Below are 24,293 nucleotides of genomic sequence, written 5' to 3' on the forward strand. Positions count from 1 at the left end.
CCGTCAAACCTTGCGAGGGGCGGTGGTACCCCTCACAATGCAGCCCTAATCAAGCGTCAACCCGCAGGAACCTGCATGAAACTCGACAAACCCACCGCCATCGCCCGCCGTAACCAGGCCTTGGCCAACCCGGTGCTGACCAGCGCCAACACCCTGTTCGCCATCCTCGACCGCAAGCGCAACCTGTGGTGGTTCGAGGTGCCGGTGGCATTGCTGCGCAAGGGCCAGCCCGACTGGGTCAACCTGCTGCTGCACACCCCGGAAAGCGACGAGTTGCAGCACCTGAAGGTGCCGGTCAACTTCCTTCGTGCTCACCAAGAGCAGATGGAAGTGCGCAACCCCGGCAAGCGCCGCTCGACCATCAGCCTGGCCTTGAGCGCCGACCGTGATTCGCTGCTGCGCGACACCCGCCCGGGTGGCGAGCAGCTGGACTTCCGCACCTTCGTGCAGGCCTGATCAGGCCTTTTCGATGCGATCGTCATGGATGACGATGCGCCCCTGCTTGAACAACCCACCAATGGCCTTCTTGAAGTTGCCCTTGCTGACGTTGAACATCTGGCTGATCACTTCCGGAGCGCTCTTGTCGCTCACCGCCAGCACCCCGCCTTCGGCCTCCAGGCGCACCATGATGCGCGCCTGCAGGTCATCGCCCAAGGCCTTGCCGACCGGCTGCAGGCTCAGGGCGATCTTGCCGTCATGGCGCACTTCCTTGATGAAACCGTCCACATGCATGCCCGAACGCAGGAACTTGAACACTTCGTTCTTGTGGATCAGGCCCCAATGGCGGTTGTTGATGATCGCCTTGAAGCCCATCGGCGTTTCGCCGGCCACCAGCAACTGGACAGGCTGGCCAACCTGATAGTCAGCCGGGGTGCGGTCGAGGTAGCGGTCCAGGCGCGAGGTGGCGGTAATGCGCCGGGTACGCTTGTCGAGATAGGCGTGCACCACGCAGTAATCGCCGATCTTCAACTGGCGTGACTCTTCCGAATACGGCATCAGCAAGTCCTTGGACAGGCCCCAGTCGAGGAAGATGCCAGCACCGTTGATGTCCTTGACCTTGAGGCTGGCGAACTCGCCAACCTGCACCTTGGGCTTCTCGGTGGTGGCAATCAGCTGGTCTTCGCTGTCCAGGTAGATGAACACGTTCAGCCAGTCGTCGACCTCGGTTTCGGCGTCCTTCGGGATATAGCGCCCGGGCAGCAGGATTTCGCCATCGGCGCCGCCGTCCAGGTACAGGCCGAATTCCACGTGTTTCACGATTTGCAAACTGTTGTAACGCCCAAGCAGAGCCATTTCCGATGTTCCTCAAGACAAGGCGGCTATTCTACACCTGAAGCCACTGCGCTGCCCGATCGCCGATGCGGCGGAACCGCGCTGGCGCCCATTGCGTCATACCCGTATCCGTCAGCACCAGGACCTGAACATGCCGGTACGCCTGTGCAAAGCCCTGCTCATCGCCATCGCCTGCGCCGTGGCGCTGGCGGCCTGTAGCCGCATCGACCTGGCGTACCGCAACCTCGACCACCTGGTGCCCTGGTCACTGGGCGACTACCTGGCGATGAACCGCGAGCAGAAGGCATTGCTCGACGAACGGCTCAAGGAGCACCTGGCCTGGCACTGCAAGACCCAGCTGCCGGGCTACCTCGACTGGCTCGACCGGGTGCGCGACATGGTCGCCAAGGACCAGGTGACCGACCAGGCCTTGCAGCAACGTACTGTCGAGGCACGCCAGGCAATCGGCCGGGTAGCGGAAGCGATCACCCCTTCGGCCACCGAACTGCTGCGTGGCATGAGCGACAAGCAGGTGGCCGAGATGCAGCAGGCCTTTAACGACGATATCAGCGAGCGGCAGAAGGAATACGTCGACACCCCGCTGCCCAGGCAGATAGCCCGCCGCAGCGAACGCATGGAAAAACGCCTGAACAACTGGTTTGGTGAGCTCAATGCCGCCCAACACCAGCGTGTCCAGGCCTGGTCGCAAGCGCTGGGTGACCAGAACCGCCAGTGGATCGCCAACCGCCAGCACTGGCAGCAACAGTTGATGCTGGCCATGAACCAGCGCAACGACGCCAGCTTCGCGCCGCGCATGGCCACCTTGCTGCAACGCAAGGAAAGCCTGTGGACGCCGGAATACCGCGCCGCCTACCAGAATACCGAGCAGCAGGCCCGCAGCCTGTTGATCGACCTGCTGCACCTGAGCACGCCGGCGCAACGCCAATACCTGCAAGAGCGGCTGGCCAAGGTGCGCAGCGATTTCAGTGAATTGAAATGCCTGAAGGGTTGAGCTCAGCGAGCCTTGCGCCGATACGGAAACACGTCGATCACCTTGCCTTCACGGATCGCCGCCTGCAGCCCCTTCCAGTAGTCCGCATCATACAACTCCCCATGCAACCGGCTGAACAGCCGGCGCTGGCCGATATCGGCAAACAGGAACGGCGGGAACTCCTCGGGAAACACATCGTGTGGCCCGATCGAGTACCACGGCTCGCCAGACATCTCATCCTCCGGGTAGCGCGGTGGCGGGATGTGCCTGAAGTTCACCTCGGTGAGGAAGCTGATTTCGTCGTAGTCGTAGAACACCACCCGCCCATGCCGGGTAACGCCGAAGTTCTTCAGCAGCATGTCACCCGGGAAGATGTTCGCCGCCGCCAGTTGCTTGATGGCCAGCCCGTAGTCCTCGAGCGCTTCGAGCACCTGCCCTTCACTGGCATGCTCCAGGTACAGGTTGAGCGGGGTCATGCGCCGCTCGGTCCAGCAGTGGCGCACCAGCACCGTGTCGCCTTCAAGCGCCACGGTCGAGGGTGCCACTTCCAGTAGTTCGGCCAGGCACTCGGGCTCGAACTTGCCACGCGGGAAGCGGAAATCGGCGAATTCCTGGGTATCGGCCATGCGCCCTACCCGATCGACGCTTTTCACCAGCCGGTACTTGTCGATCACCGTGGCGCGGTCCACGGTCTTGGACGGCGAGAAGCGGTCCTTGATGATCTTGAACACGGTATTGAAGCCCGGCAGTGTGAATACGCTCATGACCATGCCGCGCACCCCGGGGGCCATGACGAAGCGGTCGTCGCTGCTGGCCAGGTGGTTGATCAGGGCGCGGTAGAATTCTGACTTGCCCTGCTTGTAGAAGCCGATCGAGGTGTACAGCTCGGCAATGTGCTTGCCCGGCAGGATGCGCTTGAGGAAGTTGACGAACTCCGCCGGTACCGGCACATCGGCCATGAAGTACGAACGGGTGAACGAGAAAATGATCGACACCTCGGCCTCGTCGGTGATCAAGGCATCGGCCTCGATGCCATGGCCCTCACGGTGCAGCAGCGCGATCACCAGCGGCCACTGCTCGTCACTGTTGTACAGGCGGCCGACCAGGTAGGCGCCCTTGTTGCGGTACAGCACCGGTACGAACAGCTCCACGGCCAGCGCCGGGTCCTTGCATACCCAGTCTGGCAGGCATTCGCGCAGTTGCTCCTCGAGGCGTACGAGGTCGCCTTCCAGGTCACCGTAGGGCGCGTCGAACGGGTAATCGGCGAAGATGGCCCGCAGCAGGCTCTTCAGGCCGGCCCCGAGCGGGTAGGTGCGGGTCTGCGCCGCGCGCTCGTGGGCACGAATCGACGGCCGGGTGGTGTGGATGAACATGCAGCCGTCGCTGATCTGGTCGTGGCTGAACAGGCTGCAGAACAGCGAGTTGTACCAAGTCTCCGCCAGCTCGTCGTCCAGCCGCGGGTCGATCAGGCGGATGTAGGCATTTTTCACCAGCGGCCACTGTTCCACATCCAGCAACACCGCTTCCGGGAAAGCCTGGCGCAGCCAGCCGTTGACCTCGGCGACCTTTTCTTCATACAGGTTGATGCGCGCCGCCGAGGCACGCTGGATGTCCTGCCAGCGCGCCTGCTCGAAGCGCTCGCGGGCGCCCAGGGTAATCTGGCGAAAGTGCTCGCGGTAGTGGTCGAAGCCGTCGAGGATCGTCCGGGCGATATCGGCTGCGGGCCAGGGCTGGGGCATGCTAAGGACCTCGGGGCTGGGTGAGCTTATGAGATTAGCCTGTACCAGCCTCTTCGCCGGCAAACCCGCTCCCACAGGGTGTCGCCGCCGCAAAGCCCAGTACAGGCCCTGTGGGATCAGGCGTGCCCGCGAAGAGGCTGATACAGGTTTCAGCGCAAGAAAGCACAAGAATCACCCCAGCGAGTCACGTACACTCGCGCCCTGCCCTGTACCCGGAGACCGCTGTGAGCCCCATCGCCCTAGCCCGCCTGCTGACCCTTGCCGCTGTCTGGGGGGCGAGCTTCCTGTTCATGCGCATCATCGCCCCGGAGCTAGGCACCCTGCCCACGGCGTTCTTCCGCGTCGCCATCGCCTGCCTGGGCCTGATCGCCATCCTCGCCGCCACCCGGGTGCGCTGGAATTTCGACGGCAAGCTCGGCGCCTGCCTGGTGCTGGGCATGATCAACTCGGGGATACCCGCTACCTTCTATTCCGTGGCCGCACAAGTGCTGCCCGCTGGTTATTCGGCCATCTTCAACGCCACCACCCCGCTGATGGGGGTGTTGATCGGCGCGCTGTTCTTCCGCGAAGCCATGACCCTGCCCAAGCTGGGCGGCATTTTCCTCGGCCTGTTCGGGGTCGGCATCCTCAGCGGCGCCGGCCCGGTCGCCCTGGACATGGCCCTGGTGCAAGGCGCCCTGGCCTGCCTGGCTGCCACCACCTGCTACGGCTTCGCCGGTTTCCTCGCCCGGCGCTGGATCGGCGGCCTGGACAGCCGCCTGTCGGCCCTGGGCAGCATGCTCGGCGCCACCTTGATGCTGAGCCCGCTGTTCGCCTGGAGCGCCCTGACCCAGCCACCGGCGAGCTGGGGCGGCTGGCAGGTCTGGCTGTCGCTGCTGGGCCTGGGCCTGCTGTGCACCGCCTTCGCCTACATCCTGTACTTCCGCCTGCTGGCCGAGATCGGCCCGGTCAAGGCCAGTACGGTGACCTTCCTCATCCCGGTGTTCGGTGTGCTGTGGGGCGCTTGGCTGCTGGACGAGCCGCTGTCGATGGCGCACCTGTACGGCGGCATGCTGATTGGCGTGGCGCTGTGGCTGGTGCTGCGGCCGGCGCGCACGTGAGGCGATGCGGACCATGAGCAACACAGTCAAGAAGGTGCTGTTCCGCCTGGAACAGGACGCAAGCGGTTACCCGCCAGCCTCGGTGGAAGGTTTGTGGACACGGTCGGTCGCAGGGGGCTATCGGGTCGACAGCATTCCCTTCCACGTCTATGGAATCGCCCCCGGCGACATCATCAGCATTCGCCACGAGGGCGACCAGGCCTGGTTCGACGCCTTGCAGCAAAGCGCCGGGACGTCGGTGTTCCGGGTCGTCGTCAGGCCACCGGAAACCGTGGAGCAGGTGCACGCGGCCCTGACCGAGTTCGGCTGCACCTGCGAGGTGGAAAAAGCGGTGAGGATGCTAGCCGTCGAAGTGCCGGAAAGGCAATCGGCCGACACCCTGCTCTACTACCTGCTGACCCAGCGCGAAGCCGGCACCCTGGACTTCGAGGAAGGCGTGTTGCGCCACGCCATCCCCGAAGAGTTCCGCTAGGCCTTACGCCTCGGCCAGCCGCGCCGCCGGTTTGCGGAACACGAACAGCAGGCCGACCACGATCAGCCCCATGCCCAGCAGGCTCAAGGGCGCCAGGCGATTGCCGAAGATCAGCAAGTCCATCACTGCTGTCACTGCCGGCACCAGGTAGAACAGGCTGGTGACGTTGACCAAGTTACCCTTGGCGATCAGCCGATACAGCAGCAGGGTGGCCAGCAGCGACACCACCAGCCCCATCCACAGCAGCGCGCCGATAAAACCACCGGTCCAGTCGACCTGCAACGGTTGCAGCGGTGCGAATAGCGCGCACAGGGCGAACCCGGCCATGTACTGCAACGGCAGTGTGCCCATCGGGTTGTCGGTGATGCGCTTCTGCAGGATCGATCCGAAGGTCATGCTGGCCAGGGCCAGCAACGCGAACAGCATGCCGAGCAGCGACACCCCGCCGAGGTTGATGCCCTGATAGACCACCATCACCAGCCCACCCAGCCCCAGGCCCAGGCCGAACAAGCGGCTCCATGAGCGCTGGCGCTCCATCAGCACTACAGTGAGGATCGGTTGCACGCCCATCACCGTGGCCATCACGCCGGGGGTGACATGGGTGTTGAGCGCCAGCAGGTAGAAGATCTGGTAGGCGCCGAGCAGCACGCAGCCGGTGCCCAGAGCACGCAAGATCGCCCCGCGTGTACGCGGCCAGCGCAGGCCGAGCAACGGGCCGATCAGCAGCAGGCCGGCCAGGGCCAGCGCCGAGCGCAGCAACAGGAAGGCGAAGGGGCTGGCATGGGCCAGGCCGAGTTTGGAAACGATCGCGCCACTGCTCCAGAGCAGGACGAACAGGCTGGTGGTGGCCGCCGAGGCCACGGATGCTTTGTTGAAGACAGACATGTATTGCCACCTGATGTAAGGCAAATAAGCCAGACGGCGGGCGTGAACTTCAGCGAGGGAAGGTGCCGACCGTGTTCAGTAGGTTGCGGGTGCGAAGGGATGCGGCCAGAAGCCGATCAGCCCAGTACGACCACGCAAGGAGGCGGAGCTACGCCGCCTACGACGCCACTGACAGGTGGTGGTGGGTAGTGACTGATCATGACCGGCTGCTGGCTGCCACGCACGACCATGCCCGCGACTGGCGCGAGGGCAAAGCTTGTGGTGGAAGGGATGGCTGGCATGAGCGGGTCTTCAGGGAAGAGACGTGGTTCGGAATATAGCGGTGAATCAGAGGATGGGCAATAGCCTGGGCGGGCCTCTTCGCGGGTTTACCCGCGAAGAGGCCGGACCTGCTTCAGAATAACCAGCGGTACAGGAAGTAAGCCACCACCACCGCAAGCACCGGCCGCAGGATGCGATAGGCCTTGGGGTTGGCGCGCTTGAACTGCTTCATGCGGCTGCTGATCCTGTTGCTGAAGCGCTTGCTCCAGGCATACGCCTGGTTGATCCCGCCGACACGCTCGTCATCGGTGTTCTGCGGCGCGGTGGCGCGGCCGAGGAAGGCACTGACCTTGCGGTTGATGCGGGTCATCAGCGGGCTGCTCAACGGGCGCTCGATATCGCAGAACAGGATCACCCGAGTCACGTCGGTTTCGTTCTTGACCCAGTGCACGTAAGTCTCGTCGAACATCACGTCCTCGCCGTCACGCCAGGCATATTCCTCACCATCGACGTAGATGCGGCAGGCGTCGGAGTTGGGGGTCGACAGGCCCAGGTGGTAGCGCAGCGAACCGGCAAACGGGTCACGATGCGGGTTCAGGTGGCTGCCACCGGGCAGCAGGGCGAACATTGCCCCCTTGACGTTGGGAATGCTACTGACCAGCTCGACGGTTTTCGGGCACAGGGCTTCGGCAGACGGCAGCGGCTTGTCGTACCACTTCAGGTAGAAGCGCTTCCAGCCCTTCTTGAAGAACGAACCGAAGCCGGCGTCGTTGTCCTTCTCGGCGGCACGGATGTACCCCTCGTCGAACAGGCGCATGGCCTCCTCGCGGATCACCTGCCAGTTGTCCTTGAGCACATCCAGCTCCGGGAAGTGCTGGCGGTCCAGGTAGGGCTTGGACGGCACCCCGGAGAACAGGTACATCAAGCTGTTATAAGGTGCGAACAGCGCCGAATGGTTGACGAACTGGCGCAGTACTGGCAGGCGCGCCTTGCCGCGCAGGTGCACGTACAGCACGCTGCCGAAGAACACCAGCAGCACACCTGCCTTGGCGAGGAAGGAAAAGGTCATGCAACACTCCTTGGAGTGGGAGCAGGCCAGCGCTGCCAGCTCCCAGAAAAATCATCCGGCCATCATAAACCCATCCCGCCCTGGTAAAAACAACCCGGGCGGGATCTCACTCATGAAGATTTTGCAATGAACCAGGCCGCTGAATGTTGCGCCGGGTCAGCGGCAGGGCCGATTACTGCTGGTTTTCCTGCTCGCTGAACAGGTCGCTGAACAGCATGCTGGACAGGTAGCGCTCGCCCGAGTCGGGCAGGATTACGACGATGGTCTTACCTTGCATCTCCGGTTTTTCGGCCAGACGCACCGCGGCTGCCATCGCCGCGCCACAGGAAATACCGCAGAGGATGCCTTCTTCCTGCATCAGGCGAATGGCCATGGCCTTGGACTCTTCATCGGTCACGGTCTCGACCTGGTCGACAATCGACAGGTCGAGGTTCTTCGGCACGAAACCGGCGCCGATGCCTTGGATCTTGTGCGGGCTGGGCTTGAGCTCTTCACCGGCCAGGGTCTGGCTGATCAGCGGCGAAGCCACCGGTTCCACTGCCACCGACAGGATCGACTTGCCCTGGGTGTGCTTGATGTAGCGCGACACGCCGGTAATGGTGCCACCGGTACCCACGCCGGCAACCAGCACGTCGACAGCGCCGTCGGTGTCGTTCCAGATCTCCGGCCCGGTGGTCTTCTCGTGGATCGCCGGGTTGGCCGGGTTGTCGAACTGGCCCGGCAGGAAGTACCGGGCAGGGTCGGACGCCACGATTTCGTTGGCCTTCTCGATGGCGCCCTTCATGCCCTTGGCCGGCTCGGTCAGCACCAGCTCTGCACCCAGCGCCTTGAGCACCTTGCGGCGCTCCAGGCTCATCGAGGCTGGCATGGTCAGGATCAGCTTGTAGCCACGGGCGGCGGCGACGAACGCCAGGCCGATACCGGTGTTGCCCGAAGTCGGCTCGACGATGGTCATGCCCGGCTTGAGTTTGCCGCTGCTCTCGGCGTCCCAGACCATGTTCGCGCCGATCCGGCACTTGACCGAGTAGCCCGGGTTGCGCCCTTCGATCTTGGCCAGGATCGTCACCCCGCGCGGGGCAATGCGGTTGATCTGTACCAGCGGCGTATTGCCGATGGAATGGGCGTTGTCTGCGTAGATACGGCTCATGGCAGGGTCCTTGACATGAAAAGAGCAGGGAAAGACCTCAAGGGTAAGCCTGCCCCGGCACCCCGTAAAGCCCGTTCGAACCAAGCCAGGCGCGGCGTGGTCAACCGCTCGACCGGCTTTGGAGAACCCTGCGATGAAAGCTCGCTACCGCTGGCCGTTGATCGGCCTGGCCAGCTTGGTCGTGCTATTGGTGGCACTGCATGTTGCCCTGCCCTACCTGGTGCGCGACTACCTCAACGACAAACTGGCCGACATGGGCGAATACCGTGGCCAGGTCACGGATGTCGACCTGGCATGGTGGCGTGGCGCCTATCAGATCAACGGCCTGAAAATCGTCAAGACCAGCGGCAAGGTGCCGGTTCCGTTCCTGGAGGCACCGTTGATCGACCTGTCGGTGAGCTGGCATTCGCTGATCTACGACAAAGCCGTGGTGGCCAAGGTGGCGTTCGCCCGCCCCGTGCTCAACTTCGTCGACGGCGGCAGCAAACAGGCCTCGCAGACGGGCCAGGGCACCGATTGGCGCCAGCAGCTGGACAAGCTGCTGCCGATCACCCTGAACGAGGTGCACGTTGAAAACGGTACCTTGACCTTTCGCAATTTCAACTCCAAGCCACGGGTCGACCTGAAAGCCACGCAGCTGAACGCCGATATCCGCAACCTGACCAATGTACGCGACGAAAAAGGCCGACGCGATGCCAGTTTCGACGGGACTGCGCTGATCGCCGGGGACGCCAAGGTGGAAAGCCGCGCCACCTTCGACCCGTTCAGCGACTTCGATGATTTCGAGTTCCGGCTGCGTGCCACCGGCATCGAATTGCGCCGGCTCAATGACTTCGCCAGCGCCTACGGCAAGTTCGATTTCAATGCCGGGCACGGGGATGTCGTGATCGAGGCCCAGGCCGAGAATGGCAGGCTAAATGGCTACATCAAGCCGCTGCTGCGCGATGTCGATGTATTCGACTGGCAGCAGGACGTGGAGGAAAAGGACAAAGGGTTTTTCCGCTCGGTGTGGGAAGCGGTGGTAGGTGCCACCGAGACCGTGCTCAAGAACCAGCCGAAAAACCAGTTCGCCACCCGCGTCGAGCTCAGCGGCAGTGTGCACCAGCAGAACATCAGTGGTTTCGAGGCGTTCTTGCAGATACTGCGCAACGGTTTCATCGAGGCGTTCAATGCACGTTATGAACAACCCCCACCCAAGTCTGACTGATTTTTCGTGACGGGCCATTCAGGGACTGAATACCCGGTCTGCGTTTCCAGCTGCCTGGGCCCGCGTTATAGTCGTTGACAAACTATAGGCACCCTGCAGAGGACAGACCCATGAAGTTCGAAGGCACCCGCGACTACGTCGCCACAGACGACCTGAAACTGGCGGTGAACGCGGCCATCACCCTCGAACGCCCGCTGCTGGTCAAGGGCGAGCCCGGCACCGGCAAGACCATGCTCGCCGAGCAACTCGCGGCCTCGTTCGGCGCACGCCTGATCACCTGGCACATCAAGTCCACCACCAAGGCCCACCAAGGCCTCTACGAGTACGACGCGGTCAGCCGCCTGCGCGACTCGCAGCTGGGTGTGGACAAGGTCCACGACGTGCGCAATTACCTGAAGAAAGGCAAGCTGTGGGAGGCCTTCGAGGCCGACGAGCGGGTAATCCTGCTGATCGACGAGATCGACAAGGCCGACATCGAGTTCCCCAACGACCTGCTGCAGGAACTCGACAAGATGGAGTTCTACGTCTACGAAATCGACGAGACCATCAAGGCCAAGCAGCGCCCGATCATCATCATCACCTCCAACAACGAAAAGGAGCTGCCCGACGCCTTCCTGCGCCGCTGCTTCTTCCACTACATCGCCTTCCCTGACCGCAGCACCCTGCAGCAGATCGTCGACGTGCACTACCCGAACATCAGCCAGTCGCTGGTCAGCGAGGCACTGGACGTGTTCTTCGATGTACGCAAGGTGCCGGGCCTGAAGAAAAAGCCCTCCACTTCCGAACTGGTCGACTGGCTCAAGCTGCTGATGGCCGACAACATCGGCGAAGCCGTGCTGCGCGAACGCGACCCGACCAAGGCCATCCCGCCGCTGGCCGGCGCCCTGGTGAAGAACGAGCAGGACGTGCAACTGCTCGAGCGCCTGGCCTTCATGAGCCGGCGCGGCAACCGCTGACAGGAGCCGGGCCATGCTGCTCAACCTGTTCAATGAAATGCGTGCGGCCAAGGTACCGGTTTCGGTGCGCGAACTGCTCGACCTGCACCACGCCCTGCAAAAAGGCGTGGTGTTCGCCGACATGGACGCCTTCTACTATCTGGCCCGTGCCATCCTGGTAAAGGACGAGCGCCACTTCGACAAGTTCGACCGCGCGTTCGCCGCCTACTTCAAGGGCCTGGAAAACCTCGACCGGCACATCGAGGCGCTTATTCCCGATGAATGGCTGCGCAAGGAATTCGAGCGCTCGCTGAACGACGAAGAACGCGCACAGATCCAGTCGCTGGGCGGCCTGGACAAACTCATCGAGGAATTCAAGAAGCGCCTCGAAGAGCAGAAGGAACGTCACGCCGGTGGCAACAAGTGGATCGGCACCGGTGGCACCAGCCCGTTCGGCTCGGGCGGCTTCAACCCCGAAGGCATCCGCGTCGGCGAGGCCGGCAAGCGCCAGGGCAAGGCGGTCAAGGTCTGGGACCAGCGCGAGTACAAGAACCTCGACGACCAGGTCGAGCTGGGTACGCGCAACATCAAGCTGGCCCTGCGCCGCCTGCGCAAGTTCGCCCGCGAAGGCGCCGCCGAAGAACTCGACATCGACGGCACCATCGACCATACCGCCCGTGACGCCGGCCTGCTGAACATCCAGATGCGCCCGGAACGGCGCAACACGGTGAAACTACTGTTGCTGTTCGACATCGGCGGTTCGATGGACGCCCACGTCAAGGTCTGCGAAGAGCTGTTCTCGGCCTGCAAGACCGAGTTCAAGCACCTGGAGTACTACTACTTCCACAACTTCGTGTACGAATCGGTGTGGAAGAACAACCTGCGCCGCACCTCCGAGCGCTTCTCCACCTTCGACCTGCTGCACAAGTACGGCGATGACTACAAAGTGGTGTTCGTCGGTGATGCGGCCATGGCGCCTTACGAGATCACCCAACCGGGGGGCAGCGTCGAGCACTGGAACGAAGAAGCCGGGTATGTGTGGATGCAGCGCTTCATGGAGAAATTCAGGAAGATCATCTGGATCAACCCGTATCCCAAGCAGGCCTGGGACTACACCGCTTCGACCCATCTGGTGCGAGATCTGATCGAGGACAAGATGTATCCGCTGACCTTGCAGGGGTTGGAAGACGGGATGCGTTACCTGTCCAAATGATGTTGCCAGCCCCGGCCCTTTCGCGGGCTTGCCCGCGAAAGGGCCGGTAGCCTTACAACCAACGCCCCAGAAATGCCTGTTGCTCCCGCCAGGCCTCCTCCTGCACCACGGCCCTGAATCGCACCACTGCACCTGGCATGCACTGCGCCAGCTGAGCCAACGCCAACGGCGTCAACGCCCCCAGCCGCGGATAGCCGCCAATGGTCTGCCGATCATTGAGCAGCACGATCGGCTGCCCATCCGGCGGCACCTGCACCGCCCCCAACGGAATCCCTTCGGAAATCATTGGCGCCCCCTGGTAGACCAGCTCTGGCCCCAGCAAACGGATACCCATGCGGTCGGCCCGGCTGTCCAGCGTCCAGTCACGGTTGAACGCTTCAAACAGGCTGGTCCCGCTGAAATCACCGATCTGCGCCCCCATCACCAGGTCGAGCACAGGTTTTGCCACGTAGCGCGGGCACATGGCCGCCGGCACCTCACGCAAAGCCGGCGAACCACCGGCAAAAGTGAGCGTTTGCCCTTTGCCAAGTGCTGAACCCCGTCCATCGATACCACCCAGCCCCTCGCGCACCACCGTGGCACAGCTGCCCAGCACATCTTCACCCTGGAACCCGCCCGGGGCGGCCAGGTACACCCGCACTCCTTGCTTTGGCTGCTTCAGGGTCAAGCGCTGCCCTTTGGCCAGGATGAAGCTGCGCCATGGCAGCAGTGGCTGCTCATCCACCCGTGCATCCAGGTCAGCCCCGGCCAGCGCCAGCACACAATCCTGCTCGGCCACCAGCGCAAAGCCACCCAGCGCCACCTCGACCACCGGCGCACCCAGCGGGTTGCCCAGCAGCCAGTTGGCCCAATGCATCGCCACCCAGTCCAGCGCCCCGCCCTGGGTCACGCCCAGGTGGCGCACGCCAAAACGCCCGGCATCCTGCATTTGGCACAAGGCAGTACTGGCTTCGATCTTCAACCGCTTCATCCTTGCGCCTCCACATCGCCGCCCAGGGCCAGGAACTCGTCACGCGACACCGCCACGAAGCGCACCCGGTCGCCCGGTTGCAGCAGGCTGTAGCCCTCGCGTTCGCGGTCGAACAGGCGCACCGGTGTGCGCCCGATCAGGTTCCAGCCGCCCGGCGATACCGCGGGGTAAGCCGCCGTCTGGCGTTCGGCAATGCCCACGCTGCCCGCCGCCACGCGCTTGCGCGGGGTGCTCAGCCGCGGGCTGGCCAGACGTTCGTCGACCAGCCCCATGAAGCCGAAGCCGGGGGCGAAGCCAAGGGCAAATACCGGGTACTCGCGTTCGCTGTGCAGGCGGATCACCTCGGCTTCGCTCAGCCCGCTGCGCGCTGCCAGCACGGGCAGCTCCGGGCCGACGCTGGCGTCGTACCACACCGGGATTTCATGGTGCCGGCCACCGCTGCCAGGGTCCGGCTGCAGCCCGTCCAGCGCCTGGCTGATCAGCGCCCGCGCTTCACGCGGCGGTAGATCGAACTGCACCATCAGCGTGGTGTAGGACGGCACCAGCTCCACCAGGTGTTTGCCGAACGCCGCACTGAGGCGCTGGCTGGCGGCAAGCATCCACGGCATGTTGGCTTCGTCGATACGGTCGAACAGGCGCACCATCAGGCTGTCGATGGCCACGACTTCGATACGCAGCTTCATCGCGCCTCCAGCGCATCGAGGGCCTGACGGATCTGCCGCACGGCGGCTACCGAACTGTCATTGTCGCCATGCACGCAGAGGGTGCTGGCCAACAGTTTCAGCGCACTGCCGTCCGCCGCCACCAGCGCTTCGCCGCGGGCCAGGCGCAAAGCCTGCTCGACCACCTGTGCCGGGTCATGGTGCACCGCGCCCGGCAGGCGCCGCGACACCAGGTGACCACTGGCGGTGTAGGCGCGATCGGCAAAGGCTTCGAACCACAGCGGCACGCCGACTTCATCACCCAGCGCCTGAGCGGCGCGGTTGTCGGCGGTGGCCATGAGCATCAGCGGCAGGCCGCTGTCATAGGCCGCCACGGCTTCCAGCACGGTGCGCAGCTTGAGCGGGTCGGCCATCATGTCGTTGTACAACGCGCCGTGGGGCTTCACATAGGCCACGCGGCCGCCGAGCACCTTGCAGATGCCGTCCAGGGCACCGATCTGGTAATGCAGCAGGTCGCGGATTTCTTCCGGGCTGCAGGCCATGGAGCGGCGGCCAAAGCCGACCAGGTCCGGATAGGCCGGGTGCGCGCCGATGGTCACGCCGTGCTCCAGCGCCATGGCCACGGTGCGGCGCATGATGCCCGGGTCGCCGGCGTGGTAGCCGCAGGCGATGTTGGCGCAGTCGATATAAGGCATCACCTCGGCATCCAGGCCCATGTGCCAGCTGCCGTAACTTTCGCCCATGTCGCAATTGAGTAGCAGGGGTTTCACCTGACGTGCTCCCGTGTCGATGTTCATAGGCCTACCTTAGCGCGCCTGGAGTTGTTTGCCGCGAGTTTCCGGCAGGCTCAGCGCCGCCACGATCACCACGCCATAAGACACCGCAGAGAACACGCCGATACCCAGGCCCAAAGGGATCTTTTCGCCGAGCAAGCCGATCAGCAGCGGGAACAGTGCAGCGATGACCTTGCCGACGTTGTAGCAGAAGCCCTGCCCCGAACCACGCACCCGAGTCGGGAACAGTTCGGTCAGAAACGCGCCCATGCCACTGAAGATGCCCGAGGCAAAGAAGCCCAAGGGGAACCCGAGCCACAGCATCACGTTGTCACTGACCGGCATCTGCGTATACAGCAGCACGATGATGAACGAGCCCACCGCGAACAGGATGAAGTTCTTCTTGCGCCCCAGCAGGTCCGAAAGGTACGCGCTGACCACATAACCGATGTAGGACCCGACGATCACCATCGCCAGGTAGCCGCCCGTGCCGAGCACGCTCAGGCCGCGCTCGTTCTTGAGGAACGTCGGCAGCCACGAGGTGATGGCGTAGTACCCACCCAAAGCGCCGGTGGTCAGCAGCGAGGCGCGCACGGTGGTCCAGAGCATGCCGGGGGCGAAGATCTCGTAGAAATGCGAGGGCGCCTCGGCCTTTTCCTCGGCCTTGGCCTGGCGATAGACCTCCGGGTCCTTGACCAGGCGACGGACGAAGATCACGAAGATCGCTGGCACCAGCCCCAGCAGGAACAGCGCACGCCAGGCCTGCTCGGCCGGCAGCCAGGAGAATAGCAGCGCATACAGGACCGCTGTCAGCCCCCAACCCAGCGCCCAGCCCGACTGCACCATGCCCACTGCCTTGCCACGGTCCTGGGCCCGGATGACCTCACCGATCAGCACGGCGCCAGCGGTCCACTCGCCGCCGAAACCAAAGCCCATCAACGTGCGGGCGATCAGCAGCTGGTCGTAGTTCTGGGCAAAGCCGCAGAGGAAGGTGAAAAAGGCGAACCACAGCACCGTCAATTGCAAGGTGCGCACGCGGCCGATGCGGTCGGAGAGGATGCCGGCGACCCAGCCACCGATGGCCGAGGCAATCAGCGTGCTGGTGTGGATCAGCCCGGCTTCGGCAGTGCTGATGCCCCACAGCATGATCAGGGTCGGGATGACGAAACTGAGCATCTGGGTGTCCATGCCGTCCAGGCCATAGCCGATCTTGCAGCTCCAGAATGTGCGCCGCTGCTGGGGGTCGATATCGCGGTACCAGGCGAACGGCCCGGTCGAAGGGGGGGATTGCACCTGCTGCTGCACGCCGCTTGGGTTCATGCTTGCCTCGGCTTGTTGGTATTGTTTTACGGGCGACGTCGGGCGTCGCGGCCTGGGCGTCATGTTCAGAGGCCGTGCTGCCTGAGTCCAACGAGAAAAACCGCCGGTCTGGAACAAGAAAAACTGATCATGAACCTCCGCTTCCTCGAAACCTTCGTCTGGGTCGCTCGGCTCAAGAGCTTCCGCCTTACCGCCGAGAAGCTGTTCACCACCCAGGCCTCGGTGTCCAGCCGCATCGCCGCGCTGGAGGCCGACCTTGGCGTGAAGCTGCTGCTGCGCGACTCCCGCGGGGTCAGCCTGACGCCGGAAGGCAGCAAAGTGCTGGAGTACGCCGAGCGCATGCTCGACACGGCCAAGGCGATGAAGCAGTCGCTCGACAGCGATCGGACGAAGGTCGGGCACATCCGCATAGGGGTGATGGACACGGTGATCCACACCTGGATGAGCGCGCTGGTAGCGGAATTGACCGAGCGCTACCCGCAGGTGGAGATCGAACTGGTCGCCGACACCGCGCTGAACCTGCGCGAACAGTTGCAGAAGGGCTTTCTCGACGTGATCGTGCAGACCGACCTGCTGCGCGAGCAATCGATCCGCAGCCAGGACCTGGCGCGCTACCCGATGGGTTGGGTGGTGGCGGCCGGCTCCGTGTACCACCGCGACTTCGCCTCGCTCACTGAGCTGGGCCGCGAGCGCATCGTGACCTTTTCCAGGAACTCCCGGCCGCACCAGGAGCTGCTCAGCCTGCTGCACAGTGCCGGTGCCGAGACGCCGCGGTTGAACTGCGTGAACTCGGTGGCGGCGATTACCCGGTTGTTGCGTGACGGTTTCGGCATTGGTGCCTTGCCACCGGCGTTGGTCGATGCCGAATTGAGCCGGGGTGAGCTGGTGCTGCTGGAGGGATTGCAGCCACCGCCGAGCCTGGAGTTGGTGGTGGCCTGGCAGACCGGGGTGGCATTGGTCGATGAGGTAGTCGGGTTGTGCCGGCAGGTGCTGCAGCGCTATGCGCGGGATGTGGGTGGGCAGCGGATTGTGCTGGTCTGAAAAATCAGCGCCAGCTTTCCTTCACCGCTCCACGCCGCCCGCCAAGGATCACCCAGCCAATCCCCAGCAGCAGGCTTTCGACCACAAAGGCCAGCACAAACCCGGCCCCGACGCCCCAGCCGATCGCTTCAGGCACCAGCAGAATCTGGTAGCTGTAGCCCTTGAGCGTCTCTTCGCGCAGCTGCGGATCCGGCTGCACCAGCACATGCCAGGTGCGGCTCAGCCACGACCCTTGCAGCGCCTGCCATTCGTCTTCCAGCAACTGATTGCGAATCAGCAGGCTTTCGATGCTGTTGGCATCACTGAGGAACACCGGGTCGTCACTGGTCCGGTAATGCCGCACCAGCGCCTGCAGATCACCGTTGAAGAAGCGCTCGGCAGTCTGCTTGAAGCCATCCAGCGCCTGGCGCGACTCGAACAGATGCGCCTCGGCCCGCTGGCTGTAGTCCTTGACCAGCCCAGGCACCTGGATACCGGCCAGCAGGCCGAAGGTGAACAACAGCAACCGCAGGTAACTTCTGAACATGCAGCGTCCTTAGCTCTGGCCTTGCGAAACGCACTCGCCGTGCCGCCACAGGCCCCACTGGCCGGGCTCGTAGCGCCGCCAGGTCTCGTTCTCGGTCAAGGCCTCGGTGGCGATCACCGTGACTACGTCATTGGGCGTGGTTTCGGTGTGAAAATCGACGATCAGGTCGACATCCTTCAAGCGGGCGGCGCCAAAAGGCGCACGCCGGGTAATGTGTACCAGCTTGGTCGAACAGAAACAGAACAACCAGTCGCCGTCGCTGAGCAGGCAGTTGAACACGCCCTTGCCACGGTACCCGGCACAGGCTTCGACCAGCACCGGCAGTAGCTGTTCCACCTCGACCGGCTCGGGGAACGCCGCACGAATGCGGTTGAGCAAATCGCAGAAGGCCGCCTCGCTGTCCGTGTCGCCCACCGGGCGATAGAAAGTCGCTTCGCCCCTGAAATCGCCCAGTTGGCCGTTGTGCGCGAAGCACCAGTTGCGGCCCCACATTTCACGCACGAACGGGTGCGTGTTGGACAGGCACACCCGACCGACGTTGGCCTGGCGGATATGGCCGATCACCACTTCGCTCTTGATCGGGTAGCGCTGCACCAGGTTGGCCACCTCCGATTCACTGCTCGCGGCCGGGTCCTGGAACAGGCGCAGGCCGCGCCCTTCGTAGAAGCCGATACCCCAGCCATCGCGGTGCGGGCCAGTACGCCCGCCGCGCTGCATGAGCCCGGTGAAGCTGAAGACGATATCGGTGGGGACGTTGGCACTCATGCCCAAAAGTTCGCACATGATGGTGGCTCCGCTTACAGGCGTGGCTCGACCCGGCCACGGCCGCCGCCCGGCACGGCAGGTGGCGGGTCATCGCGGTAGCGATCATTGCGCTCGGCGGCCATGGGCGCTGCCGCGATGACCGCATTGTCCTCTGCCGCGCGGCGCTGGGCGGCGGCTTCGGTCTGCGCGCGGCGCTCGCGGGCGCGTTTTTCCAGCGGCCAGCGGATCAGCACGAAGACCATGTACAAGGCAAAAGCGATCATGCCGTACATGGCGAAATCGGAAATCGCCCGCCAGGCGTTGTTGCCGACCTTGAACGCAAGGTCCAGGGCGGTAATGGCAATGGCCGGGGCGAAGCTGTCCTTGACCGGGTCGACGATGGTCGGGGTCAGCAGCAGCACCGCCAGGATCACCCGCAGCGGTTCACGCAGCCAGCGCCACATCCAGCCGGTGAGTTTGAAGCCCACCAGCAGGCAACCCAGGGCGGCGACAGCGTAGAGGCCCCAGGCGAAGGTGTAGTCGTTCTCGATCATGGTGTTCGTGCAAGCCAGGCAAAGAGATGCCTATGATAAACACTTTTCAGGGCGCAGACAGCGTCTCCCTGTCCCGGCCAAGAGATCCCCGATGCCAACCAAACCTCAGCCCCCCATTGCCCGCCAGGACCAGGCCACTGATCCCTACGCCTGGCTGCAACAGCGCGACACCCAGGAAGTGCTCGATTACCTGCAGGCGGAAAACGCCTATCAGGAAGCCTGCCTGGCCGACCAGGCAGCGCTGCGCGAGCAGTTGTTCGAAGAGATCAAGGGCCGCATTCTCGAAACAGACCTGTCGCTGCCCTCGCCCTGGGGCCCCTACCTCTACTACACCCGCACCACCGCAGGCGACGAGTACCCGCGCCACTACCGCTGCCCGCGCCCGGCGGACGACTCCAACACGGTCGATGAAAGCCAGGAACAACTGCTGCTCGACCCCAATGCCCTGGCCAACGGCGGCTTCCTGTCGCTGGGCGCGTTCAGCGTCAGCCCGGACCACCGCCGGCTGGCCTACAGCCTCGACACCAGCGGTGATGAAATCTACACGCTGTACGTCAAGGACCTGAGCAGCGGCCACCTGACCGCCCTGCCCTTCGACGACTGTGACGGCAGCATGACCTGGGCCAACGACAGCCAGACGCTGTTCTTCGCCGAGCTGGACGATACCCATCGCCCCTGGCGCCTGCGCCGCCACACCCTCGGCGAAGCGGGTGCGAGCACGGTCTTAGAAGAGGCCGACGGTCGCTTCTTCCTGCACTGCTACCGCACCAGCTCCGAGCGCCAGCTGGTGCTGCTGCTCAACAGCAAGACCACCAGCGAGGCCTGGGTGCTCGACGCCGAAACGCCGCAGGCACCGTTCACCTGCCTGGCGCCACGGGTCGAAGGCCACGAGTACTTCCCGGACCACGGCCAACTCGACGGCCAATGGCGCTGGTTCATCCGGACCAACCAGGACGGCATCAACTTCGCCCTCTGCCATGCACCGGCCACCCCGGTGCCCAGCCGCGACCAGTGGCAGGTGCTGGTCGCGCACCGCGACGACATCATGCTTGAAGGCCTGAGCCTGAATGCCGAGGCACTGACCCTGAGCCTGCGCGAAGGCGGCCTGCCGATCATCGAAGTGCGCCCGCAGGGGCTGGCCCCTTACCGGGTGGAGTTGCCCGATGCGGCCTACAGCCTGTACGTGCAGGACAGCCTGGAGTTCGCCAGCCGCCGCGTACGCCTGCGCTACGAAGCGCTCAACCGCCCGGCCCAGGTGCGCCAGCTGGAGTTGGCCACGGGCGCCCAGCATGTGCTCAAGCAAACCCCGGTGCTCGGCCAGTTCGACGCCGACGCCTACGTCAGCCAGCGCCTGTGGGCCACCGCGCCGGACGGCACCCAGGTACCGATCAGCCTGGTGCGCCGCCGCGAAGACCTGGGCAAGACCGTGCCGCTCTACCTGTATGGCTATGGCGCCTACGGCGAAAGCCTCGACCCGTGGTTCTCCCACGCCCGCCTGAGCCTGCTGCAACGCGGCGTGGCCTTCGCCATCGCCCACGTGCGCGGCGGCGGCGAGCTGGGAGAAGCCTGGTACCGCGCCGGCAAGCAGGAACACAAGCACAACACCTTCAGCGACTTCATCGCCTGTGCCGAACACCTGATCGCCGAGGGTGTGACCGCCCCGCAGCGCCTGGCCATCAGCGGCGGCAGCGCCGGCGGCCTGCTGATCGGCGCCGTGCTCAACCTGCGCCCAGAGCTGTTCCGCTGCGCCATCGCCGAGGTACCGTTCGTCGACGTGCTCAACACCATGCTCGACCCCGAACTGCCGCTGACCGTCACCGAGTACGACGAATGGGGCAACCCGCAAGAGCCCGAGGTGTATGCGCGCATCAAGGCCTATGCGCCTTATGAGAATGTCCGCGCCCAGGCCTACCCGGCCCTGCTGGTGGTGGCCGGCTACAACGACAGCCGCGTGCAGTACTGGGAGGCGGCCAAGTGGGTGGCGCGCCTGCGCACGCGCAAGACCGACGACAACCTGCTGCTGCTCAAGACCGAGATGGGCGCCGGGCATGGCGGGATGAGCGGGCGGTACCAGGGGCTGCGCGATGTGGCGCTGGAATATGCGTTCGTGTTTGGCGAACTGGGTATCGCTTGAGAATGCCGGGGGCGCGTTGCGCCCCTTTCGCGACACAAGGCCGCTCCCACAGGGACAGCGCAAATTCAGGACATGTGCAGTCCCTGTGGGAGCGGCCTTGTGTCGCGAAAGGGCTGCAAAGCAGCCCCAGGATCGTGCAGCCATCACACAACTTTCAGTCAATCATCCTGCGCAGGCGGTTTCGCCGGTGGTTGGCGCAACCCCGGCAAGTCCTGGTCCTTGGGCGGCCCTGGCACCGGCATCGGCGGCAGCAGCGGCGCGCCCGGCGTGCTGTCGTAGGCCTTGGGCGGGATGCTCGGGGTGATTTGCGGGTAAGGCGTGGGCGTGGGCGTGCCCGGCGCCCCGGGTACCGGGGTGTTCAGCCGTGGGGGCGTGCCTGCCGCTTCAGCCAGGGGCATGGCGGCCATCAGCAGCGCGGCGAGGATCGCATGAAACATCAGCAACCTCCTGTCGGGAACCTCTCTACAGGCTACGCCGATATTCGAGTTTTCGCCTGTCCGCCTGCCCCGCAAGCGCGCTAGACTCAATGGCATAACCGTCATCTGCCTGATCAGAACAAAGGAAACACCATGAGTTCGGCTTCCACCTCCGCCGCCACCGCCCGCCTCGATCGTATCCTCGCCGACGCCAAGCGCGACAAGGAGATGGGCTACCGCGACAAAGCCCTGAAAATGTACCCGCACGTGTGCGGCCGTTGCGCCCGCGAATTTTCCGGCAAGCGCCTGAGCGAGCTGACCGTGCACCACCGTGACCACAACCACGACAACAACCCGCAGGACGGCTCCAACTGGGAGCTGCTGTGCCTGTACTGCCACGACAACGAGCACTCGCGCTATACCGACCAGCAGTACTTCAGCGAAGGCTCGACCAGCACCCCAAGCATCGCCAAGGCCACCCACAACCCGTTCGCCGGGCTGGCAGGCATGCTGAAAAAAGACTGACTGTCACACCAAGCCCCGCTGCTGCCGGCAAGCCCGTATAATCGCGCTCTTTTTTTCGCGAAAGGCCCCGGCACGTGGCAAACAAACGGTACAGCTGCATCGGCCTGTTCAACCCAAAGTCCGCGGAGAACGTCGGTTCGGTGATGCGTGCAGCGGGTTGCTACGGCGTCAACTCGGTGTTCTACACTGGCAAGCGCTATGAGCGCGCGCGTGACTTCGTCACCGACACCAAGCGGGTGCACTACGACATCCCGCTGATCGGCATCGACAACCTGCAACGCATCATCCCCTTGGGTTGCACCCCGGTAGCGGTGGAGCTGGTGGACGGCGCACGGCCGCTGCCTGAATACACCCACCCGGACCGGGCGATCTATATCTTCGGGCCTGAGGATGGCTCGTTGAGCGAAGACGTGCGAGGCTGGTGCGAAGAGACCATCTACATCCCCACCGAAGGCTGCATGAACCTCGCCGCGACGGTGAATGTGGTGCTGTATGACCGCATGGCCAAAGGGCTCAATACCCGCTCAGGCCCCAAGTTCAAATAGCCGACTGCGCATGCAACGCCTGCGCAAGCCCGCTGGGCAAACCAAGTGAACGGTCGTTCACGGCTGCTGGTCAGCTGTTAACACTTCACACGGAGGGATTGCCATGCTCGATATTCATTCCAGGGCTTCACGGGAACACAATGTTCAGGGGCTGGAACGCGCCGGCTCACTGGCAGGCGGCGCCTTGATGTTCACCAAGGGCATGCGCCACGGGGGCCTGATCGGGTTGCTGCAGATGGTGGCGGGCGGCCTGGCGGTAGCCCGGGGAGTCAGTGGCCACTGCGCGACCAAGGCCTGGTGGCAACGGCATCGCCAGGAATATCACCGCCTGCGTTCGGATATCGAGCGCAGTGCCGCGGAGCTGAAGGAACTCAAGACCAGTGCCGAGGCGGCTACCCAGGGGGTGACAGTGACCGGCAAGGACCCTTCGACGGGCAACTGAGTCTTGTGACGCCTCGGCCCCTTCGCAGCGGTTCGAGGCCTCGACGCGCCCGCGCCCACAGGTACAGCGCTGCCGTGAGGCCCAGCACTCTGTCAGTGGGAGCGGGCATGCCCGTGAAGAGGCCCGCAACTGGCTAGCGCAGCGCCTTGCTTTGCAGCACCTCGGAGCGGCGCCCGAGCACACTCTCGCTGATCTGTACGAATTCTTCGGTGCTCACACTGGGCAGGCGCATGAGCGCGCGGGTGACATCGTCCAGCGAACGCTTGGCCTGGGTATGGATACGGATTTCCTTGTCCAGCGCCTGCAGCAGCATCACACCCCGGGCAACCTGCGCCGGGCTGGCGTGCTCGGCACGCAGTTGGCTGACCTGGCCGCCCAGTTTCTGCAAACGTGCCTGCCCCACCTCATAACGGTCATCGCTGATGCCGCCGGCACGGCGCAGCAGCTCGGTGGCGTAATACTCGGTCAGGCCCTGGCCCAGCCAGTCGCTGTTGTCACGCACACGAACCTGCGCAAACAGCTGCACCAGTTCGCGCAACAACAGGCTGCTGCCATTCTCGCTGACCATTGGCCGGCTGCTGTGCAAGTAGATCGAACCCTGCGCCGCCGTCGCTCCGCGCCACATGCCATCACGGGCGCCCACCAGGAGCAGCTTGGTCGGGTTGCGCGGGAATACGGCCTGCAATTGCGGCCAGACGAAGGTCAGCAGGGTCAGGCTGTCCATCCGTCGCATACCCTGCCCTACCGGCGCGGCGACGGTGACGTCGGTTTCGCCGAGGCGGGCGCGGCGGCTGCCAAGGTTCCCCGCAAGCATCCAGCCGGTCGGGCGGTCGAACAGGCGGGACACGTTGTCGATCCGGAACTTGTCCTTGCCGATACGGGGCCAGGGCGTCTCGATGCTGTTCCAGCCTTCAGGTAGGTCGACCGTCAGGCGTGCCACCAGCTCGGTACCGTCCTGCTGATCGAGGTGCGCAGGCGGCACCAACTGGTCACCAAGGAACAGCGCCCAATGCGGGGTGATGCGGGAGGAGTAGGCACCGCTGCGCAGCTTCTGGTCCAGTTTTACCCGGTAGCTGAGGCTGGTCTTGCCATTGGCCGGGTGCCAAACACCGCGCTCGCCCTGCTGCTGCCACTGGCCATCGGCCTGGAAACCACTGTAGGCACCGGCCGTGCCCAGGTCGAAATCCAGGCTGCGCACGGCGCTGCCTTCGGCCAGGGTCAGGCGCACTTCGGCCTGGCCATTGGCAGGCAGCAGGCGTACCTGGTAATCGAGGTCGACCTTTTTTGCCCAGGCCGGCGAGCAGGCCACAAGCCCGAGGAGCAGCAACAACAGGCAACGCATACCGAAAC

General features: G+C 64.2%; 26 protein-coding genes. 12 read left to right on the forward strand and 14 right to left on the reverse strand.

Annotated elements, in window-relative coordinates:
• Positions 1-75 precede the first annotated feature (75 nt).
• The gene (locus tag L6D64_RS02155) at positions 76-456 is read left to right on the forward strand and encodes a hypothetical protein (protein ID WP_099815538.1); all 381 of its coding nucleotides are present in this window, start codon (positions 76-78) and stop codon (positions 454-456) included.
• Here the strand turns inward: L6D64_RS02155 and L6D64_RS02160 are convergent, their stop codons facing one another.
• Positions 457-1,293 carry a CvfB family protein gene (locus L6D64_RS02160; protein ID WP_176507869.1) on the reverse strand — a complete coding sequence of 279 codons (837 nt, stop codon included), beginning with the start codon at positions 1,291-1,293 and terminating at the stop codon, positions 457-459.
• A gap of 130 nt (positions 1,294-1,423) precedes the next feature.
• On the opposite strand from L6D64_RS02160, the gene L6D64_RS02165 reads away from it, so the two are divergent.
• The gene (locus L6D64_RS02165) at positions 1,424-2,284 is read left to right on the forward strand and encodes a DUF6279 family lipoprotein (RefSeq protein WP_176507943.1); all 861 of its coding nucleotides are present in this window, start codon (positions 1,424-1,426) and stop codon (positions 2,282-2,284) included.
• A 2-nt stretch (positions 2,285-2,286) separates the two neighbouring features.
• On the opposite strand, the gene aceK is transcribed toward L6D64_RS02165, so the two are convergent.
• Positions 2,287-4,002 carry a bifunctional isocitrate dehydrogenase kinase/phosphatase gene (gene aceK / locus L6D64_RS02170; RefSeq protein WP_176507868.1) on the reverse strand — a complete coding sequence of 572 codons (1,716 nt, stop codon included), beginning with the start codon at positions 4,000-4,002 and terminating at the stop codon, positions 2,287-2,289.
• 224 nt (positions 4,003-4,226) lie between these two features.
• Between aceK and L6D64_RS02175 the strand changes: the two genes are divergently transcribed.
• Both L6D64_RS02175 and L6D64_RS02180 read left to right on the forward strand, forming a co-directional pair.
• Entirely contained in the window at positions 4,227-5,102 is an 876-nt protein-coding gene (locus tag L6D64_RS02175; RefSeq protein ID WP_176507867.1) for a DMT family transporter, read from the forward strand.
• Between the two features lie 13 nt (positions 5,103-5,115).
• Positions 5,116-5,574: a DUF4265 domain-containing protein gene (locus L6D64_RS02180; RefSeq protein WP_176507866.1), complete on the forward strand. Its 459-nt coding sequence runs from the start codon at positions 5,116-5,118 to the stop codon at positions 5,572-5,574.
• Between the two features lie 3 nt (positions 5,575-5,577).
• Here L6D64_RS02180 and L6D64_RS02185 read toward each other — a convergent pair whose 3' ends face one another.
• The 3 genes from L6D64_RS02185 to cysK form a co-directional block, all read right to left on the reverse strand.
• A complete protein-coding gene (locus tag L6D64_RS02185; RefSeq protein ID WP_176507865.1) occupies positions 5,578-6,459 on the reverse strand; it encodes a DMT family transporter in 882 nt (293 codons plus the stop codon).
• A gap of 394 nt (positions 6,460-6,853) precedes the next feature.
• Entirely contained in the window at positions 6,854-7,789 is a 936-nt protein-coding gene (locus L6D64_RS02190) for an aspartyl/asparaginyl beta-hydroxylase domain-containing protein (protein ID WP_176507864.1), read from the reverse strand.
• Between the two features lie 172 nt (positions 7,790-7,961).
• Positions 7,962-8,936 (reverse strand): cysteine synthase A, encoded by a 975-nt coding sequence (gene cysK, locus L6D64_RS02195; RefSeq protein ID WP_054883960.1) that lies wholly within the window; start codon positions 8,934-8,936, stop codon positions 7,962-7,964.
• Between the two features lie 133 nt (positions 8,937-9,069).
• On the opposite strand from cysK, the gene L6D64_RS02200 reads away from it, so the two are divergent.
• The 3 genes from L6D64_RS02200 to L6D64_RS02210 all read left to right on the forward strand — a co-directional run bounded on the left by L6D64_RS02200 (position 9,070) and on the right by L6D64_RS02210 (position 12,291).
• Positions 9,070-10,143 carry a DUF748 domain-containing protein gene (locus L6D64_RS02200; protein WP_176507863.1) on the forward strand — a complete coding sequence of 358 codons (1,074 nt, stop codon included), beginning with the start codon at positions 9,070-9,072 and terminating at the stop codon, positions 10,141-10,143.
• A 110-nt stretch (positions 10,144-10,253) separates the two neighbouring features.
• Complete coding sequence (locus tag L6D64_RS02205; RefSeq protein ID WP_054883962.1) at positions 10,254-11,099, forward strand: AAA family ATPase; 846 nt, start codon at positions 10,254-10,256, stop codon at positions 11,097-11,099.
• A 13-nt stretch (positions 11,100-11,112) separates the two neighbouring features.
• A complete protein-coding gene (locus tag L6D64_RS02210) occupies positions 11,113-12,291 on the forward strand; it encodes a vWA domain-containing protein (RefSeq protein ID WP_176507862.1) in 1,179 nt (392 codons plus the stop codon).
• Between the two features lie 52 nt (positions 12,292-12,343).
• Here the strand turns inward: L6D64_RS02210 and L6D64_RS02215 are convergent, their stop codons facing one another.
• From L6D64_RS02215 to L6D64_RS02230, 4 genes are read right to left on the reverse strand one after another with little or no spacing between them, the layout of a single operon-like run.
• Positions 12,344-13,261, reverse strand: a complete 918-nt coding sequence (locus tag L6D64_RS02215; protein ID WP_176507861.1) for a 5-oxoprolinase subunit C family protein — start codon at positions 13,259-13,261, stop codon at positions 12,344-12,346.
• Complete coding sequence (gene pxpB, locus L6D64_RS02220; RefSeq protein WP_176507860.1) at positions 13,258-13,944, reverse strand: 5-oxoprolinase subunit PxpB; 687 nt, start codon at positions 13,942-13,944, stop codon at positions 13,258-13,260. Before pxpB ends, L6D64_RS02215 begins: the two co-directional genes overlap by 4 nt.
• Positions 13,941-14,720, reverse strand: a complete 780-nt coding sequence (locus L6D64_RS02225; RefSeq protein WP_176507859.1) for a 5-oxoprolinase subunit PxpA — start codon at positions 14,718-14,720, stop codon at positions 13,941-13,943. Before L6D64_RS02225 ends, pxpB begins: the two co-directional genes overlap by 4 nt.
• A 9-nt stretch (positions 14,721-14,729) precedes the next feature.
• Positions 14,730-16,016 (reverse strand): MFS transporter, encoded by a 1,287-nt coding sequence (locus L6D64_RS02230; protein WP_176507858.1) that lies wholly within the window; start codon positions 16,014-16,016, stop codon positions 14,730-14,732.
• A gap of 129 nt (positions 16,017-16,145) precedes the next feature.
• On the opposite strand from L6D64_RS02230, the gene L6D64_RS02235 reads away from it, so the two are divergent.
• Positions 16,146-17,057: a LysR family transcriptional regulator gene (locus L6D64_RS02235; protein ID WP_176507857.1), complete on the forward strand. Its 912-nt coding sequence runs from the start codon at positions 16,146-16,148 to the stop codon at positions 17,055-17,057.
• 4 nt (positions 17,058-17,061) lie between these two features.
• On the opposite strand, the gene L6D64_RS02240 is transcribed toward L6D64_RS02235, so the two are convergent.
• Genes L6D64_RS02240 through L6D64_RS02250 form a run of 3 tightly spaced genes read right to left on the reverse strand, consistent with a single transcriptional unit; the run spans position 17,062 to position 18,881 of the window.
• Positions 17,062-17,583: a DUF2937 family protein gene (locus tag L6D64_RS02240; protein ID WP_176507856.1), complete on the reverse strand. Its 522-nt coding sequence runs from the start codon at positions 17,581-17,583 to the stop codon at positions 17,062-17,064.
• 9 nt (positions 17,584-17,592) lie between these two features.
• On the reverse strand, positions 17,593-18,366 hold the full coding sequence (locus tag L6D64_RS02245) for a class II glutamine amidotransferase (RefSeq protein ID WP_099815521.1): 774 nt from the start codon (positions 18,364-18,366) through the stop codon (positions 17,593-17,595).
• A 14-nt stretch (positions 18,367-18,380) separates the two neighbouring features.
• Positions 18,381-18,881 (reverse strand): MFS transporter, encoded by a 501-nt coding sequence (locus tag L6D64_RS02250; protein ID WP_176507855.1) that lies wholly within the window; start codon positions 18,879-18,881, stop codon positions 18,381-18,383.
• A 91-nt stretch (positions 18,882-18,972) separates the two neighbouring features.
• Here L6D64_RS02250 and L6D64_RS02255 point away from each other — a divergent pair, with 91 nt between their 5' ends.
• Entirely contained in the window at positions 18,973-21,015 is a 2,043-nt protein-coding gene (locus L6D64_RS02255; RefSeq protein ID WP_176507854.1) for a S9 family peptidase, read from the forward strand.
• Between the two features lie 158 nt (positions 21,016-21,173).
• On the opposite strand, the gene L6D64_RS02260 is transcribed toward L6D64_RS02255, so the two are convergent.
• On the reverse strand, positions 21,174-21,452 hold the full coding sequence (locus tag L6D64_RS02260) for a hypothetical protein (protein WP_176507853.1): 279 nt from the start codon (positions 21,450-21,452) through the stop codon (positions 21,174-21,176).
• A 132-nt stretch (positions 21,453-21,584) separates the two neighbouring features.
• Between L6D64_RS02260 and L6D64_RS02265 the strand changes: the two genes are divergently transcribed.
• The 3 genes from L6D64_RS02265 to L6D64_RS02275 all read left to right on the forward strand — a co-directional run bounded on the left by L6D64_RS02265 (position 21,585) and on the right by L6D64_RS02275 (position 22,943).
• A complete protein-coding gene (locus L6D64_RS02265; RefSeq protein WP_023381762.1) occupies positions 21,585-21,956 on the forward strand; it encodes a YajD family HNH nuclease in 372 nt (123 codons plus the stop codon).
• A gap of 74 nt (positions 21,957-22,030) precedes the next feature.
• Positions 22,031-22,501: an RNA methyltransferase gene (locus L6D64_RS02270; protein WP_176507852.1), complete on the forward strand. Its 471-nt coding sequence runs from the start codon at positions 22,031-22,033 to the stop codon at positions 22,499-22,501.
• 103 nt (positions 22,502-22,604) lie between these two features.
• Positions 22,605-22,943 carry a DUF2892 domain-containing protein gene (locus L6D64_RS02275; RefSeq protein WP_176507851.1) on the forward strand — a complete coding sequence of 113 codons (339 nt, stop codon included), beginning with the start codon at positions 22,605-22,607 and terminating at the stop codon, positions 22,941-22,943.
• 133 nt (positions 22,944-23,076) lie between these two features.
• Here L6D64_RS02275 and L6D64_RS02280 read toward each other — a convergent pair whose 3' ends face one another.
• A complete protein-coding gene (locus L6D64_RS02280; protein ID WP_176507850.1) occupies positions 23,077-24,285 on the reverse strand; it encodes a hypothetical protein in 1,209 nt (402 codons plus the stop codon).
• Positions 24,286-24,293 lie beyond the last annotated feature (8 nt).

Origin of the sequence: Pseudomonas urethralis (assembly GCF_021602465.1) — a bacterium.
GTDB lineage: Bacteria > Pseudomonadota > Gammaproteobacteria > Pseudomonadales > Pseudomonadaceae > Aquipseudomonas > Aquipseudomonas vlassakiae.